At 50.6% G+C, this 14,898-nt stretch carries 13 protein-coding genes, 1 pseudogene and 8 other annotated features; of the genes and pseudogenes, 2 read left to right on the top strand and 12 right to left on the bottom strand.

Annotated features, from left to right (window positions below):
- The first annotated feature begins 2 nt into the window (after nt 1-2).
- Nucleotides 3-8 (top strand) — a ribosome-binding site (putative RBS for phoU; RegulonDB:STMS1H003810).
- Nucleotides 3-740 (top strand): regulatory gene for high affinity phosphate uptake gene (gene phoU / locus STM3853; protein NP_462752.1). Within the gene, nt 15-740 belong to an annotated coding region; the region does not span the whole gene. It overlaps the preceding feature by 6 nt.
- A gap of 94 nt (nt 741-834) precedes the next feature.
- Here phoU and yieH read toward each other — a convergent pair.
- The gene (yieH, locus tag STM3852) for a putative phosphatase/phosphohexomutase (RefSeq protein NP_462751.1) occupies nt 835-1,511 on the bottom strand. Within the gene, nt 835-1,500 belong to an annotated coding region; the region does not span the whole gene.
- Nucleotides 1,506-1,511, bottom strand: a ribosome-binding site (putative RBS for yieH; RegulonDB:STMS1H003809). Its footprint overlaps the gene before it by 6 nt.
- A 31-nt stretch (nt 1,512-1,542) precedes the next feature.
- On the opposite strand from yieH, the gene yieG reads away from it, so the two are divergent.
- A complete protein-coding gene (yieG, locus tag STM3851; protein NP_462750.3) occupies nt 1,543-3,006 on the top strand; it encodes a putative xanthine/uracil permeases family in 1,464 nt (487 codons plus the stop codon).
- A gap of 44 nt (nt 3,007-3,050) precedes the next feature.
- Here the strand turns inward: yieG and yieF are convergent, their stop codons facing one another.
- From yieF to rnpA, 11 genes and pseudogenes are all read right to left on the bottom strand, one after another.
- Nucleotides 3,051-3,635 carry a putative oxidoreductase gene (gene yieF / locus STM3850; protein NP_462749.3) on the bottom strand — a complete coding sequence of 195 codons (585 nt, stop codon included), beginning with the start codon at nt 3,633-3,635 and terminating at the stop codon, nt 3,051-3,053.
- Nucleotides 3,635-4,402 (bottom strand): putative cytoplasmic protein gene (gene yieE, locus STM3849; RefSeq protein NP_462748.1). Within the gene, nt 3,635-4,390 belong to an annotated coding region; the region does not span the whole gene. Before yieE ends, yieF begins: the two co-directional genes overlap by 1 nt.
- Nucleotides 4,397-4,402 (bottom strand) — a ribosome-binding site (putative RBS for yieE; RegulonDB:STMS1H003808). Its footprint overlaps the gene before it by 6 nt.
- A 145-nt stretch (nt 4,403-4,547) precedes the next feature.
- Nucleotides 4,548-5,524 (bottom strand): putative LysR family transcriptional regulator gene (gene yidZ, locus STM3848; protein NP_462747.1). Within the gene, nt 4,548-5,507 belong to an annotated coding region; the region does not span the whole gene.
- Nucleotides 5,476-6,672, bottom strand: a protein-coding gene (gene yidY, locus STM3847; protein ID NP_462746.1) for a putative MFS family tranport protein. Within the gene, nt 5,476-6,663 belong to an annotated coding region; the region does not span the whole gene. Before yidY ends, yidZ begins: the two co-directional genes overlap by 49 nt.
- Nucleotides 5,519-5,524: a ribosome-binding site (putative RBS for yidZ; RegulonDB:STMS1H003807), on the bottom strand. Its footprint overlaps the gene before it by 6 nt.
- Nucleotides 6,667-6,672: a ribosome-binding site (putative RBS for yidY; RegulonDB:STMS1H003806), on the bottom strand. It lies within the gene yidY.
- 792 nt (nt 6,673-7,464) lie before the next feature.
- Nucleotides 7,465-8,337 (bottom strand): putative reverse transcriptase gene (locus tag STM3846; protein ID NP_462745.3). Within the gene, nt 7,465-8,334 belong to an annotated coding region; the region does not span the whole gene.
- Nucleotides 8,332-8,337: a ribosome-binding site (putative RBS for STM3846; RegulonDB:STMS1H003805), on the bottom strand. (Overlaps the previous gene by 6 nt.)
- A 62-nt stretch (nt 8,338-8,399) precedes the next feature.
- Nucleotides 8,400-9,362, bottom strand: coding sequence for a putative inner membrane protein (locus tag STM3845; protein ID NP_462744.1), 963 nt, complete (start codon nt 9,360-9,362; stop codon nt 8,400-8,402).
- Between the two features lie 324 nt (nt 9,363-9,686).
- Nucleotides 9,687-10,907, bottom strand: a pseudogene (locus tag STM3844) (pseudogene; in-frame stop; putative integrase).
- A gap of 255 nt (nt 10,908-11,162) precedes the next feature.
- Nucleotides 11,163-12,527 carry a GTPase for tRNA modification and thiophene and furan oxidation gene (trmE, locus tag STM3843; protein ID NP_462743.1) on the bottom strand — a complete coding sequence of 455 codons (1,365 nt, stop codon included), beginning with the start codon at nt 12,525-12,527 and terminating at the stop codon, nt 11,163-11,165.
- 141 nt (nt 12,528-12,668) lie between these two features.
- The gene (gene yidC, locus STM3842; RefSeq protein ID NP_462742.1) for a putative preprotein translocase subunit YidC occupies nt 12,669-14,328 on the bottom strand. Within the gene, nt 12,669-14,315 belong to an annotated coding region; the region does not span the whole gene.
- The gene (locus STM3841) for a putative inner membrane protein (protein ID NP_462741.1) occupies nt 14,318-14,580 on the bottom strand. Within the gene, nt 14,318-14,575 belong to an annotated coding region; the region does not span the whole gene. The genes yidC and STM3841 overlap by 11 nt, the downstream gene beginning before the upstream one ends.
- Nucleotides 14,323-14,328, bottom strand: a ribosome-binding site (putative RBS for yidC; RegulonDB:STMS1H003803). (Overlaps the previous gene by 6 nt.)
- Nucleotides 14,539-14,898: an RNase P gene (rnpA, locus tag STM3840; RefSeq protein NP_462740.1), complete on the bottom strand. Its 360-nt coding sequence runs from the start codon at nt 14,896-14,898 to the stop codon at nt 14,539-14,541. The genes STM3841 and rnpA overlap by 42 nt, the downstream gene beginning before the upstream one ends.
- Nucleotides 14,575-14,580 (bottom strand) — a ribosome-binding site (putative RBS for STM3841; RegulonDB:STMS1H003802). (Overlaps the previous gene by 6 nt.)

Raw genomic sequence — 14,898 nt, 5'->3', positions numbered from 1 at the left:
TTCAGGAGTGCGTAATGGACAGTCTGAACCTTAATAAACATATTTCCGGCCAGTTCAACGCCGAACTGGAAAGCATCCGCACTCAGGTAATGACCATGGGCGGCATGGTGGAGCAGCAGCTTTCTGACGCTATCACCGCCATGCACAACCAGGACAGCGAGCTGGCGAAGCGCGTGGTAGAAGGCGATCATCAGGTTAATATGATGGAAGTCGCCATCGATGAAGCCTGCGTGCGTATTATCGCCAAGCGCCAGCCGACGGCGAGCGATCTGCGTCTGGTGATGGCGATTATCAAAACCATCGCCGAACTGGAGCGCATTGGCGACGTGGCGGATAAAATCTGCCGTACCGCGCTGGAGAAATTCTCCCAGCAGCATCAGCCGCTGCTGGTGAGTCTGGAGTCACTGGGCCGCCACACCGTGCAGATGCTACACGACGTGCTGGATGCGTTCGCGCGCATGGATCTCGACGAAGCGGTGCGTATCTACCGTGAAGACAAGAAAGTTGACCAGGAGTACGAAGGTATCGTGCGTCAGCTGATGACCTACATGATGGAAGACTCGCGCACCATTCCCAGCGTGCTGACCGCGTTATTCTGCGCGCGCTCTATCGAGCGTATCGGTGACCGTTGCCAGAATATCTGCGAATACATCTTCTACTTCGTGAAGGGGCAGGATTTCCGTCACGTCGGCGGCGATGAGCTGGATAAGCTGCTGGCGGGGAAAGATCCGAAAGAGTAAATCTCATTCTTTTGCCCGGTGGCGCTGCGCTTACCGGGCCTACAGGTACAGATGCTGTAGGCCGGATAAGCGTTAGCGCCACCGGGCATTTCAGTTAACGCGTAATCTCCCACCCGCGCGCTTTCCACAATCCCGGCAACTGCGCCAAATCGGTAAACGTCGTCACGTTAGGGTGATCGATCGGTTTGTTATGCGGATCGGCGCAGAAATAAAATACTTCCATTCCCGCCGCAATTCCTGACTGCGCGCCTGCGCTGGAATCATCCACCAGAATACACTTCTCAACATTGACCTTCATGGCGTTCGCCGCATGGAGCATCAGCGCCGGATCGGGCTTCCAGCGTTGAATATCGTAACCGCTAAACAGCAAATCGGGAAAATGATGCAACATGCCCAGTTTACCCAGCGAATGCTGCATCTTACTGACCGGCCCGTTGGATACCACGCACATGGGCGTCTTAATGCTCTCCAGCAGGGTATTTGCGCCCGCGATCGCTTCCAGTTCGGTATCGAACAGGCGCGCCACTTCCGCGCGGTACACGGGTTCCAGCTCCGCCTTTGCCAGCGCAACGCCATGCTCTTTACTGATGGTATCGATAATTTCGTAGAGCTTTACGCCTTTAAAGCGTCTGAATACTTCCGTGAGCTCAAGCGTAATGCCGAACTGCCGGAACATAGTGACATAGGCGCGCGAGCAAATCACTTCACTGTCGACCAGCGTGCCGTCACAGTCAAAAAACACTGCTTCGATTTGGGACATGTCATTTCCATTTTAACAAGTTTAACGTTTACGTAATGCTGAATGAGGGGACGCAATCGTTGCCGTACTAACAAATTGAGTGAAAAAAATTACCACACAACTGCGCCAGGTGTCGCATTTTGGTATAGGATAACGGCGAATTTTCCCTCCTTTCTCCGGAAATTGATAATGAGTCAACAACACACCACCCAGGCTTCTGGTCAGGGTATGCTGGAACGCGTGTTTAAACTGCGCGAACATGGCACGACGGCACGAACCGAAGTGATCGCCGGTTTTACCACTTTCCTGACGATGGTTTATATCGTTTTTGTTAACCCGCAAATTCTGGGCGTAGCTGGCATGGACACCAGCGCCGTCTTTGTGACCACCTGTCTGATTGCGGCCTTTGGCAGTATTCTGATGGGCCTGTTCGCTAACTTGCCGGTGGCGCTGGCGCCCGCGATGGGGCTGAATGCGTTCTTTGCCTTCGTGGTTGTGCAGGCAATGGGACTGCCGTGGCAGGTAGGCATGGGCGCCATTTTCTGGGGCGCTGTTGGTCTTTTATTGCTGACTATCTTCCGCGTGCGTTACTGGATGATCGCCAACATTCCGGTCAGCCTGCGCGTGGGCATCACCAGCGGCATCGGCCTGTTTATCGGCATGATGGGGCTGAAAAACGCCGGCGTGATCGTCGCTAACCCGGAAACGCTGGTCAGCATCGGCAACCTGACCTCGCACAGCGTGCTGCTGGGGGTTCTCGGATTCTTTATTATTGCGATTCTCGCTTCGCGCAACATTCATGCGGCGGTGCTGGTGTCCATCATCGTCACGACGCTGCTTGGCTGGATGATGGGTGATGTACACTACAACGGTATTGTCTCCGCGCCACCAAGCGTCACCAGCGTGGTAGGGCATGTCGATTTGGCAGGCTCGTTCAATCTTGGCCTGGCGGGGGTTATTTTCTCCTTCATGCTGGTAAACCTGTTTGACTCCTCCGGTACGCTGATTGGCGTGACCGATAAAGCCGGCCTGGCGGATGAGAAAGGCAAATTCCCGCGCATGAAGCAGGCGCTGTTTGTTGATAGTATCTCTTCTGTCACTGGCGCATTTGTCGGAACGTCTTCTGTGACCGCTTATATTGAGTCCTCTTCCGGCGTTTCGGTGGGCGGTCGCACCGGTTTGACGGCGGTGGTGGTCGGTATTTTGTTCCTGCTGGTTATCTTCCTGTCGCCGCTGGCGGGCATGGTGCCGCCTTACGCGGCGGCGGGCGCGCTGATTTACGTCGGCGTGCTGATGACCTCCAGCCTGGCGCGGGTAAACTGGCAGGATTTAACCGAATCGGTCCCGGCGTTTATTACGGCGGTAATGATGCCGTTTAGCTTCTCGATCACCGAAGGTATCGCGCTGGGCTTTATCTCTTACTGCGTGATGAAAATCGGTACCGGTCGCCTGCGCGACCTTAGCCCGTGCGTAGTGATTGTCGCGCTGTTATTTGTGCTGAAGATTGTGTTTATTGACGCACACTGATGAAATGAACCCTCGCCCCATCGGGGGGAGGGTTTTTAACGAACTTACGCTTTAACGCGCTGAATAAACTCGCCAAATGCGGTCAACTGACCGGTCAAATGATCTAACGTTCCCTGATCCACCACTTCTCCAGTCTGCGGGTCGACTTTATTCTGAATCACGCCGCCCATAAACTCCGGTTTGTTCATCACCATCGCATCAAGGAACACCAGAATCTGGCGCAGATGATACTGGCAGCGCGCGCCGCCAATCGCCCCCATTGAACTGGTCTGGATAAGAACGGGCTTACCCGCCAGCGGCTGCTCAGGCAGACGGGATAGCCAGTCGATGGCATTCTTCAGGCCGCCGGGAACGGAATAGTTATATTCCGGCGTCACAATGACGACGCCGTCGGCGTTGCGAATCTGCTCCGCCAGCGCCTCTACGCTGGCTGGAAATCCCTCTTCCTGCTGGATATCGGCGTCATACAGCGGAATATCCCCGATCGAAGGCAGCGGCGATACCGTCATTCCTGCCGGCGCGACTTTAGGCAGCGTACGCGCCACCATCCCGTTAAAGGAACCTTTGCGTAAACTTCCCAGCAGTGTAACCACATTCAGCGTTTCAGACATACGTGCCCCTTTTTTCATTATGAACGATTAAGCGTATACGATTTGGCGGCGGGGAGTTGGGCGAATCGCATCAGACGACCGGTTGGCTCATTGGCGCGCGTCTGGATATCGGGCAGGCTTTTCCAGCCCAGTTTGCCATCGAACTCCCACACTTTTAATTTTTCTATCGCTGGCGTAACGGTTACGGACCATACCAGCACATCTTCCGCATCGCACACGGCTTCAAGCTGCGTGACATGCGCGCACTTCAGGCGTCCGGCAACGGGTAAAAGTTGCAGCTCCCGCGGATCGTCATTCATGACATCGCCGGTGAGTTTTAACACGCTCTGGCGCAATGTGATGAGTTGCGCTCGCGCTTCGTTGGGATCGTTTTGATTGGCTACCCATAAGTTTTCATTACGGGAGAAAGGGTGGCGTTCGAGCGAATGCGGATGGTGAAAGCCGCGGGAGGTGCGCTGTAATTCCATATCCAGCCCGCACTCTCCTTCGGTGGTCAACGCCACGCCAACCATATTTCCGGCATAGGAGATAGAAAAGCCTGGCAGATTTTTGTCACGAAACGCGGGTTTACCTTTCGCCTGAATAATGATTTCCGGCAGCTCGCTAATTCCGTACAGCATAAACATCAGTTCGGCAAGAAGGCCTCTGGAGGCGAGAAAACGCGTTCGTCGGTGAGCAGGCAGGTTTCTGGCTTCAATATGGCAAGACGAAGAGAGACGAATTGAAACCAACTGTCCCTCCGTAAGTATCCCTCTGGCAAAGTGAGTCGCCATTTTTCGCTCCGTGATTAATGGGCCGTGATAATGACGAGAGTAACATTAACGTAAATTATGGACAGGTTTTACGCGCTAAAAATTCAATTTCAGAAGGTTCTTTAATCAGATGGTGACATTTCTGGTAAGAGGAAGGTTAATTTATCAACGCAGGTGGTCAGATAAGGCGACGGCAGAGCGTGTTGATAGCCTGTCGTAGCCACACAATCTTGGGATTATGACTATTACGTTTGTGCCATAATAGGGTAAACGGCACCATCAGCTTTTCCCGCTGTTGCGCATCAAAAGGCAGGGGGCGCGCCACTAACGGTAGCTGGTGGAGCTGATTGTAGTGCTGGCAATAGCGCGGCGCGGTTGCTATCAGGGTGTGACCCGGCTGGGCGGCCATAAAGAGCGACTGCTCGAACCCCGGCAGGCTCAACGCGATATGGCGTTTGCGTCCCATTTCTTGCAGGACATCGTCCAGCGCCCAGGTATCGCTTTGCTCCCAGCAAATACTGATATGTGGGTAGCGCAGAAAAGTGTCCAGATCCCACGCTTCGCGCAGCGCCGGATGATCTTCCCGCAGCCAGACCCACGGTAAATCGCTAAACAGTACCTCAAAATCAATCGCGAGCGGTAACAGACTGAGCAATTCTCGCGAGCGGGGATGGCTTTCGCGTCCGGTAAATCCGATATCGACTTCCCCACGCGTAATCGCCTCCAGCGAGTCATAATCCCAGTTGCGAACCTTAATGGTAGCCTGCGGATAGCGCTGATAAATCTGCTGCGACAGTGAATTAAACATAATCATCATCAGCGGCGACTCTGCTGCCAACTCAAATTTTAAACCGCGCGGCGTTTGATGATGCGGTTTATCAAGCAGTTGATTCCCCATCTGCATCCAGTCCGCCAGACTTTGCTCCATACTGACCATCAGCGGCGTCGGCGCCAGGCCCAGCGGCGTATTGACGAACAGCGGATCGTCAAACCATGCCCGGAGTTTCGCCAGCGATTTGCTGACCGCTGAGGGCGTTACGTTCATCCGTTTTGCAGCTTTAGTGACGCTGCGCTCCTGCATGAGTAACTGTAGGCATAACAGCAAATTAAGGTCGAGATTGGTAAGGGATTTCTTCATGCTCGGCTACGGACCTGTTGGGCGTGACGGAGAAGATCAGCAGAATACTCACTATGCTACAACCAATCAGAATCCCGATCAGCATATTCATCGCGCTGATACCGAGTATTGCCGCCAGCCAAATCCACAGTGATGAACCGCAAACCTGCGCGATACCGAGCGTGGAACTGGCCACTCCGGCGCGCAGCGAAAACGGCCCCAGCGCCTGGCTCATCGCGACGCCAAAACCAACCGAGAATCCGGCGCAGATAAGCGTCAGGCCAAAGAGTGTGACGGTATTGGTATGAGCAAGGCTTAACGTCACGCCAGCCGTCAAAAACAGCCCCTGTGAGACGAGCATTAAGGTTCGCGGCTTAAATAACCCAAGCGCAAAAGGGGTGGAAAAAGAGACGACCATACTGACGCCTGCGGTGAGCGCCATGGTAATGGCATAGTCGCCACGGCTAAATCCCATCACCTCCATCAGCAGCACTGGAGAGGCATTGACAAAGGTCAGGATCACCGACACGCTAAGGGTGGTGATCGCCAGTCGACTAACGAAAAAACGGTTAATCAGCGACTCGGCGGCGGGCGACGATCGTGATAAATCGCGTGGAGCCAGCCTTACCGGGCGCGTCTCGCGCAGGATAAACAGTGATAACAGGCCCACAATAATGCCCATCGCGGACATCGTATAGAACAGACTTTGCCAGGGGAAACGAAGCATAATCAAATGCCCCACCACCGGGGCGAGTACCGGCACAATACAGGTAATCCCATTCAATAATGACAGCACTTTCGCCCGGCGATGCTCGTCGAGCGTGTCGCGCAGAATGGCGAACGCCACCACATAGCAGCCGCCTGCGCCTACTCCCTGAAGAAAACGCCCACTCAGAAATAGCGAGCCTTCCGACGCCCGTGAACAAAGCAGTGAGGCCATCATAAAGACGAGCGCGCCGACGATCGCGACCGGCTTGCGGCCTGACTGGTCGGCTATCTTCCCGGCAAACAGCATGGCCGTCGCCATTCCGGCCAGGTAAACGGAGAAGGCGATATGCAACTGCGCCTCGCTGGCGTTCAGATCGGCGGCTATACGCGGTAAACCGACCAGATACATATCAATACCGGCAGGATAGAGTAAAACCAGGGCAAAACTACACAGTAGAAAACGTTTCATAGCGGCCTCACGAAAAGTGTGGCGCTAAGAATACGGGGCGATGTTGCGCGAGACGAGTTGCCATTTGGACAACAGTGATTTCCTATGAGGCAATGAGATATCACCCCGGCAGTGACGTAAGCCGGATGGCGTCAGCCGTCACCCGACACCAATACAGAAACTGGAAAATCTAGATAATTCGTTGATATATAATCTATAATTTGCCTTGAAAACATGGCTATGGGCACATTAAAGGACACAAAAACCAAGTAGCTGGTGAAACTGTAAATAGACCCGTTTTAGTTCCATGCATTTTTTGAGATCCCGGCCAGATTGACCCTGGTAAGTGAATTTCTGACATCTGTTTGAGTGTCAGCCAGTTTGTTGCAGTGGATTTGCAGGCAGTAGCCGGGTTGAAGCTGATCTGCGCGCTGGCGTCACTTTCACTCTCTTACGCTCTTAAAAGTGACGCCGCGTTTTGCACATTCAGCAGGAAGTACGGACGGAAAGCCTTCGGCAATGCCGTCCGACTTATCTACAGCGTTCTGTCTGCCGCTACGCTTGCAACAGGGTAGCGATAAAGGGTGTGGTCACCTGTATCGAGACAGGAGGTCAGTTTCAGGCCACGCTTCGTTCCCTGGTTGACCGGGGGCGTAGGGAAGCTGTGGGGAATTGTTTATGGGATTTGAAAAATTTATTTTTCTGGAAAATCTATGATTAAGTTAGGCCAAGCGTATAATGTAATACGCTTAGGAAAACTTATTCCAAGTTGTTCTGGGCATAATCAACAAAACACTGGTGTCTATAAAAGTGCAGCAGAAATTATTTGTCTTTTTGTTTTTGTAATTTATAAATATTATCAGATCCATATTTAATGACCATGCTTTTATAAAACGAAGGCTCAATATTTTTAGCAAATGCAAGTAGCCCGACTAATTTATTGCATTCGTCAGTAGATAATTTCCCATTTATAAAATGATGGATCATGGCAGAGATTTTTCTTTTCCTTTCTCTACCTATGGATAATTTGTTATCGTTTGTTAGAGTTATACCAGTAACGTGACGGTTATGTCCTTTTGAAGAAAACACTGTTTTTTCATGATTGATTCTAATCCTACCTAAAGAATATTTAGGCAGTACGTTTTCAAGCATGTCAGGTATATCAAACAAAACATCTTTATTATTTGTTGAAAAGGTTAAATCATCAGCATAACGAGTATAGTTAACGCCTATTTTAGAGCATATCTCTTGAACCTCAATATCCCAAAAGTACATCACAAAATTTGATATTAAAGGTGAGCTTGGTGCTCCAATACTTAATCTTAAATTACTATTTCTCTTGGATTTGAAGAATAATATATTCTCAAGTAGTACTTTATCATCTGCAGTTAAATCAATATTTGCAAGTCGTAACTTTGAGAAAAATAGACGTGGTGTTATGCTAGGGAAAAAATTCTCAAAATCCATCTTCAACAAGTATTTTGTATGAAGATGAACTTGAGCGTTGGTCTTAATGCTACTGCCCTTTTTATATGCAAATGCGCATTCATGAACGGGTAATTTATCGGTTAAATACTCAGTAATTTCACGTTGTATAAATTTTAGTTCTTTCGAAGGATGAGCAATAGTTCTCTTCTTATCTGAGTTTCTTTTTGCAATTTTATATATTTTATAGCGATAAGGTGCCGTCAATGAAAAGGAAATGATTTCACTTTTCTTGGTTAATAGTAAATCTGAAATATGCTGTAATATGTCCATTAATTAATCTCCTCAGCCATTTCTTTTTTTGCTATTATTTGACGCAGCGCTGTAATTCTTCGTTTTGATAATGGATCGGTTAATGTTACAAAAGATTGTCTAACCTTCATTTTTAATTGTTGATTATCTATGAGTTTATTATCTTTAGTTTTACCAAATTTTACCCATTTGCGCTCTTTTAATGGAAAGTAATATTTGTTTGAGCTATATGATAAAACGTCTATAAAACCAACTTTCTGAAGTAAATAAATTGATCTGTTAATAATTTTTGTTGAAATATTAATCCCTAATGAGTTTAGGGCTGATTCTATTTCACTAAGTTGTATTGGGGCGCAAAGAGATATAATTTCAGTAATTAGAAGTGCTATATGTCCAGAATTATCCTTACTGAATTGTTCTGTTTTTGGGATTGATGAAAGTTTTTCTTTTATATTTACACATAAATCATCAAGAAAATCATTATCGTATTTTAAGACTTCAGGATCCGGCCAAGGATAGATTACAACAGAGGATGAGACTTTCTTCTTAATATACTCTAGTGGGCCTAAATAAATGAATGAGTCCTCACCGTATACTTCTTCCGCTGAAGCAACAATCAGTATTTTTTTAAATAGTTCTGATTTGTTGCAAAATATACCTAACTCAACTAATGATCCTGGGCTTTCTAAAAAAATGATAATAAGAGATGAAATACTGGCTATATCATCTTCAAACACCAGAAGGTCCGGATAGGCATTCTCTTTAAAATAATCCTTGAATGTCTCAGCTAGAATGAAATGTTCGTGAAGTTCAGAGGCATTTTTTGCTGTGTAAGTGAGTAGTCTATCCCTAAAACTGGGGGGAATTGGTGCACGTACATCGACTTTGCCACCACACACGAAAAGGAGACGATGAGATATATCAACATTGAAGTTACTTATGTCTAACAATTCAAATTGTTTTTTAATAGTTTCTTCAAACATTGATTTAAACGTTATGTATTTTTGATTTGTCTTCCGTTGATGAAAAAAACGAGCAATGTTTTTTGCTCGTTTTTTACTCTTTACTAGAGGAGGCGCTAGAAAGTTTTCTACCGATCCTAGAGACTTCTAGGATCGGTAGAAAACTTTCTAGCGCAACCCTAAAAGTACTCAATAAGTTAGTGTCTGGCGAAACGCTCGACAAGGCTATAAATCAAAGCCTAACGCTAAAGAGTGATGTTATTATGGTTGAGAAGTGCATCTTTTTCAACCGGTTAGATAGTATATTCTAATCAGAAACTATTATTGTTATATTTTCCATATTATTCATACGGTTACATTGTAAGACTTCCCGAATTGTCCAATGATAACCTTCCTTCCAGTCTCAATCTGCGCATCAACAAAATCAGCCCAAGACTGAAGCATCTCCCGGCGCTGATTCAGGTACTCCGCACGGTTGTAGACACCGTGAACGCCGCCGATCTTATGCGCCAGGTATTTCTCTATCCAATCCGAGTTGTAGCCCTGCTCATGTAGCAATGTGCTGGCAGTACGCCGGAAGTCATGAATAACAAAATCCCTGACGTTCAGATCCAGCGTACGCACCGCACAGTTCAGCGTTGTTTTGGAGATCGGACGTCGGTAGCCGTGTCGGCTGGGGAAGACGTAAGGGGAATCTCCGGCCAGAAATTTTAGCTCTTCGAACATCGCCAGCGCCTGCTTTGACAGCGGAACAATATGTGGATTATCCATCTTCATTCTTTCGCCGGGGATACGCCATTCCAGCGCGTTGAAGTTAACTTCACTCCATGTTGCTTCAATCAATTCCGATTTACGCACCATGCAGATGATCAGCAGGTGCAGGGCCAGCTTGTGGCGTCGGTTCATGTTAGAGGTGTAGATCCCCCGTAACAGGATGCCGATCTCTTCTGCGGTCAGTGCCACATCACGACTTGTTGCTTGTGTGATATAACGAGCCTCGATAGCCGCTGCCGGGTTGTTGAAGATGATTCCCCTGGAAATTGCATAGGCCAGCATGCGTTTAAGCACGTTTCACGTCAGTAATGCGACGTGATCCGAACCTCGTTGCTTGATGCGGTCGAGCACGACCTGAATGTGGGCAGTTGTGAGTTCTTCGAGTTCCAGCTTCCCGATGATGGGAATGATGTCCTTCTCGATAACGCGAGTGATGTTGCGTGGATCGCGGTTACTTTTTTCAACGATATCGGTCAGCCAGCGTTTGGCGAATGTTTTGACTGTCGTTGGGTCTTTCTGTTTAAGCTTTTCTTCCTGCTTTTTCTGCGCGGGATTGATGCCATGGGCAACCAGTGAGCGGCACTTTTCACGCCAGAGCCGCGCTTCTGCAAGTGAGAAAGCTGGGTATTCGCCCAGCGTGATCTGTTGCGATTTGTTGTCAAAGCGGTAGCGGAAACGCCAGATTTTTCGTCCGGTGGGAAGAACTTCAATCACCAACCCGTCATGATCGGCAAGTTGCCAGGGGCGGTTTCTGGGAGCAAGTGTGCGTAATTTGGTATCTGAAAGTGCCATATCTCACCTCTATAGTGTGTCCATGAGAAGGGATATTTGAGCGTTTTTTATACCGTTTTTTGTGTTCATTTGATGTAATTTTTAGATCAAAAAGTAAACAATGGTACACGAGGGATTTAAAGATGGGGACAATTCAGGACACAAAAATCGCGGATGAACCCGCACGACTATGGACGAGTATGGAAAGTAAAAACCCGCGTTAACAGGCAGTTAATGCGGGTTAGTGAACGTTCACTGACGAGGGTGGACTAAAACTTACTTACCGATACAGAAGCTGGAGAAAATCCGTCCCAGCAGGTCGTCGGAGGTAAACTCGCCGGTAATCTCGCTTAAGCTTTGCTGCGCCAGGCGCAACTCTTCCGCCAGCAGTTCCCCCGCCCATGCGCCTAATAGCTGCGCTTTGCCCTGCTCAAGGTGTTCAGCGGCTTCCGCCAGCGCCTGTAGGTGACGGCGACGGGCCAGGAAGCCGCCTTCCATATTGGTATCAAACCCCATGCTTTGCTTGAGGTGGTTACGCAACACGTCGATGCCTTCGCCGGTACGCGCCGAGAGGCGAACCAGTGAGTGACCGTTTACTTCACTAATACCCAACGTTTCGCCGGTGATATCCGCCTTGTTACGTACCACGGTAATCGGTAGATTTTTGGGCAGACGGGCGATAAAGTCCGGCCAGATGTCGGCAGGGTCAACGGCGTCCGTCGTGGTGCCATCCACCATAAACAGCACGCGATCGGCCTGTTCAATCTCCTGCCAGGCGCGTTCGATGCCGATACGCTCAACTTCGTCGCTGGCGTCGCGCAGTCCGGCGGTATCGATGATATGCAGCGGCATCCCGTCGATGTGGATATGCTCGCGCAACACGTCGCGCGTGGTACCGGCGATATCGGTGACAATGGCCGCTTCACGGCCTGCCAGCGCATTCAGCAGGCTGGATTTCCCGGCATTCGGGCGTCCGGCAATCACTACCTTCATCCCTTCGCGCAGCAGGCTGCCCTGGCGCGCTTCGGTGCGCACGGCGTCAAGATCGGCGATGACGCCATTGAGCTGCGCTTCGATTTTGCCGTCAGAGAGAAAGTCGATCTCCTCATCCGGAAAATCAATAGCCGCTTCGACGTAGATTCGCAGGTGAGTAAGTGCTTCCACAAGGTGGTTAACGCGGGCGGAAAATGCCCCCTGTAACGAGTTTAGCGCCGAACGCGCCGCCTGTTCGGAACTGGCATCGATCAGGTCGGCAATGGCTTCCGCCTGGGCTAAATCGAGCTTATCGTTGAGGAACGCTCGCTCGGAGAACTCGCCCGGTCGGGCAATGCGCACGCCTGGAAGCGTCAGGATACGTTTTAACAGCAGGTCCAGAATCACCGGACCGCCGTGCCCTTGTAGCTCCAGCACATCTTCACCGGTGAAGGAGTTCGGGCCGGGGAACCACAGCGCAATACCCTGATCCAGCGCGCTGCCGTCAACATCTTTAAACGGCAGGTAGTCGGCATAGCGCGGCTTCGGCAGCTTGCCCAGCACCTCTTGCGCAACGTCGCGCGCCTTCAGACCGGAAATACGCAGGATACCCACGCCACCGCGTCCCGGTGGGGTTGCCTGGGCGACGATAGTGTCGTTATGGCTCATGGTTAGTCTCAACTTTGTTGCAATAAAAAAAGGCGGTCATATGACCGCCTTTTGATTGTAGGCCTGATAAGCGTTAGCGCCATCAGGCTGACCGGCGCGCCTTGCCGGATGGCGGCTTCGCCTTATCCGGCCTACACCGAATCAGGATTTTTTCTTCTCGCGGCTATGCAGGCCACGCTTCTCCAGACCACGGTAAATCAGCTGCTGCTGAATGATGGTGACCAGGTTGCTGACGATATAGTACAGCACCAGACCTGACGGGAACCACAGGAAGAACACCGTAAAGATGACCGGCATAAAGGTCATGATCTTCTGCTGCATCGGGTCGGTCACGGTGGTCGGCGACATCTTCTGAATGAAGAACATCGTTACGCCCATCAGGATCGGCAGAATGTAGTACGGGTCCTGTGCGGACAGGTCATGAATCCACAGAGCGAACGGCGCATGACGCAGTTCAATGGAACCCATCAGCATGTAGTACAACGCCAGGAAGATAGGCATCTGGATGATCAGCGGGAAGCAGCCGCCCAGCGGGTTAACCTTCTCCGCTTTGTACAGGGCCATCATCTCCTGGCTTTGGCGCTGTTTATCATCGCCAAGACGTTCGCGCATCGCCTGAATTTTCGGCTGCAGCATACGCATCTTCGCCATTGACGTGTACTGCGCTTTGGTCAGCGGGTACATGATACCGCGAACGATAAAGGTAATGATGATAATGGAGAAGCCCCAGTTGCCCACAAAGCTGTGGATCCACTTCAGCAACTTGAACAGCGGCTGAGAGATGAACCACAACCAGCCGTAGTCCACGGTCAAATCCAGGTGCGGTGCAACAGCCGCCATTTTATCCTGAATTTCCGGGCCGACCCACAGGGTGCTGGTCATCGCGCCAGTCTGGCCTGGCTGTACCAGTACCGGCTGCGCTTTATAGCCGATAGCGACAATGCCGTTGCCCAGATTGGCGGTGTAGAAATTGTTGGTGCCGTCGTTACGCGGAATCCATGCGGTAGCGAAATACTGCTGCAACATTGCCACCCAACCGCCTTTGGAGCTGACGTTGAGGTTTTCGTTATCGGCAATAGTGTCGAATTTGTATTTCTCATACTTCTCATCCGGCGTGGAGTACGCTGCGCCGCGGAATGTATGCAGCGCAAAGTTGCTGCTGCCGGTGTCGCGATGAGGAGGCAGGTTGACGGATTGTTTTAACTGACCAAAGGTGGAGACTTCCAGCGGTTTTTCGCCGGCGTTCTGCACGCTATAGTTCACGTTAACCGCATAATCGCCACGCTTAAAGACAAACGTTTTGGTAAACGTGTTGCCTGCGGCGTCAGTATAAGTCATCGGAACCTGCAGTTCGTTCTGACCGTCGGCCAGTACAAACGCCTCTTTCTCGACGTTGTACAGCGGACGCGGGCCGTTCGCCGGGTTATCCGGGCCGTCGCGGCCTGTCAGGCCGCTTTGCGCCTGATAGATAAACTGCGGGGTGGTTTCCAGCAGCTGGAACGGTTCGTTGGAACCCAGTTCTTTCGGGTAAGCCGGGAGCAAGGCCTGCTCGACATCACCACCACGGGTGTTGATAGTCAAATCAAGCACATCGGTTTTCACCGTAATCATTTTCCCCTGGCCACTGGCTGGTACGCCCTGGTCGGCGGCGCTACCCGCTGCGGTGGTCGTTGTCTGCGTGGTCTGTTGAGTCTGAGGTTGCGGATTTTTATCCTGCTCCCAGGCTTGCCAGATCATGAAAGACACGAACAGCAAAGCGATGACTAAAAGATTGCGTTGCGAATCCATCGTTAGTGTTCTCTGGTATCAAATGGTCCGGGCGGGACGGGATCGTCACCACCAGGGTGTAAAGGGTGGCATTTTAATACGCGTTTCACCGTCAACCAACTGCCTTTTATCACTCCAAACCTGCGCAATGCCTCAATTCCGTAGCTTGAGCACGTTGGCGTGAAACGACAATGCGGCCCAAGCAGCGGACTGATCAGGCGTTGATAGACCCGAATAAGGGCTATCAGGACCCGCGAGCCAGGCGACAGTGGCGGCGCCATAATTTTTCCAACGCTTCCGAGAGAGCACGGTTATCGAGGTCGGCAACCCCTTTTTTCGCCACCACCACGAAATCCATTGCAGGAAGTTCATGCTGGCGCAGACGGAAGCTTTCACGCGTCAGACGTTTAATCCGGTTGCGTTCATGCGCACGTCGAACGTTTTTCTTGGCGACGGTAAGACCGATACGGGGATGCCCCAGCGAATTCAGGCGGCCGAGGATGGTGATTTGCGGCGTGCCAGCCCGTTGAGGTTGCTGGAAGACGAATGTGAAATGAGCGGGAGTTAACAAACGTAACTCCCTGGGAAATGCGAGCTTAACCAC

Origin of the sequence: Salmonella enterica subsp. enterica serovar Typhimurium str. LT2 (assembly GCF_000006945.2) — a bacterium.
Lineage (GTDB): Bacteria > Pseudomonadota > Gammaproteobacteria > Enterobacterales > Enterobacteriaceae > Salmonella > Salmonella enterica.
Note: the sequence above shows the minus strand (reverse complement) of the source record. Positions and strands in the feature narration are given on the sequence as shown.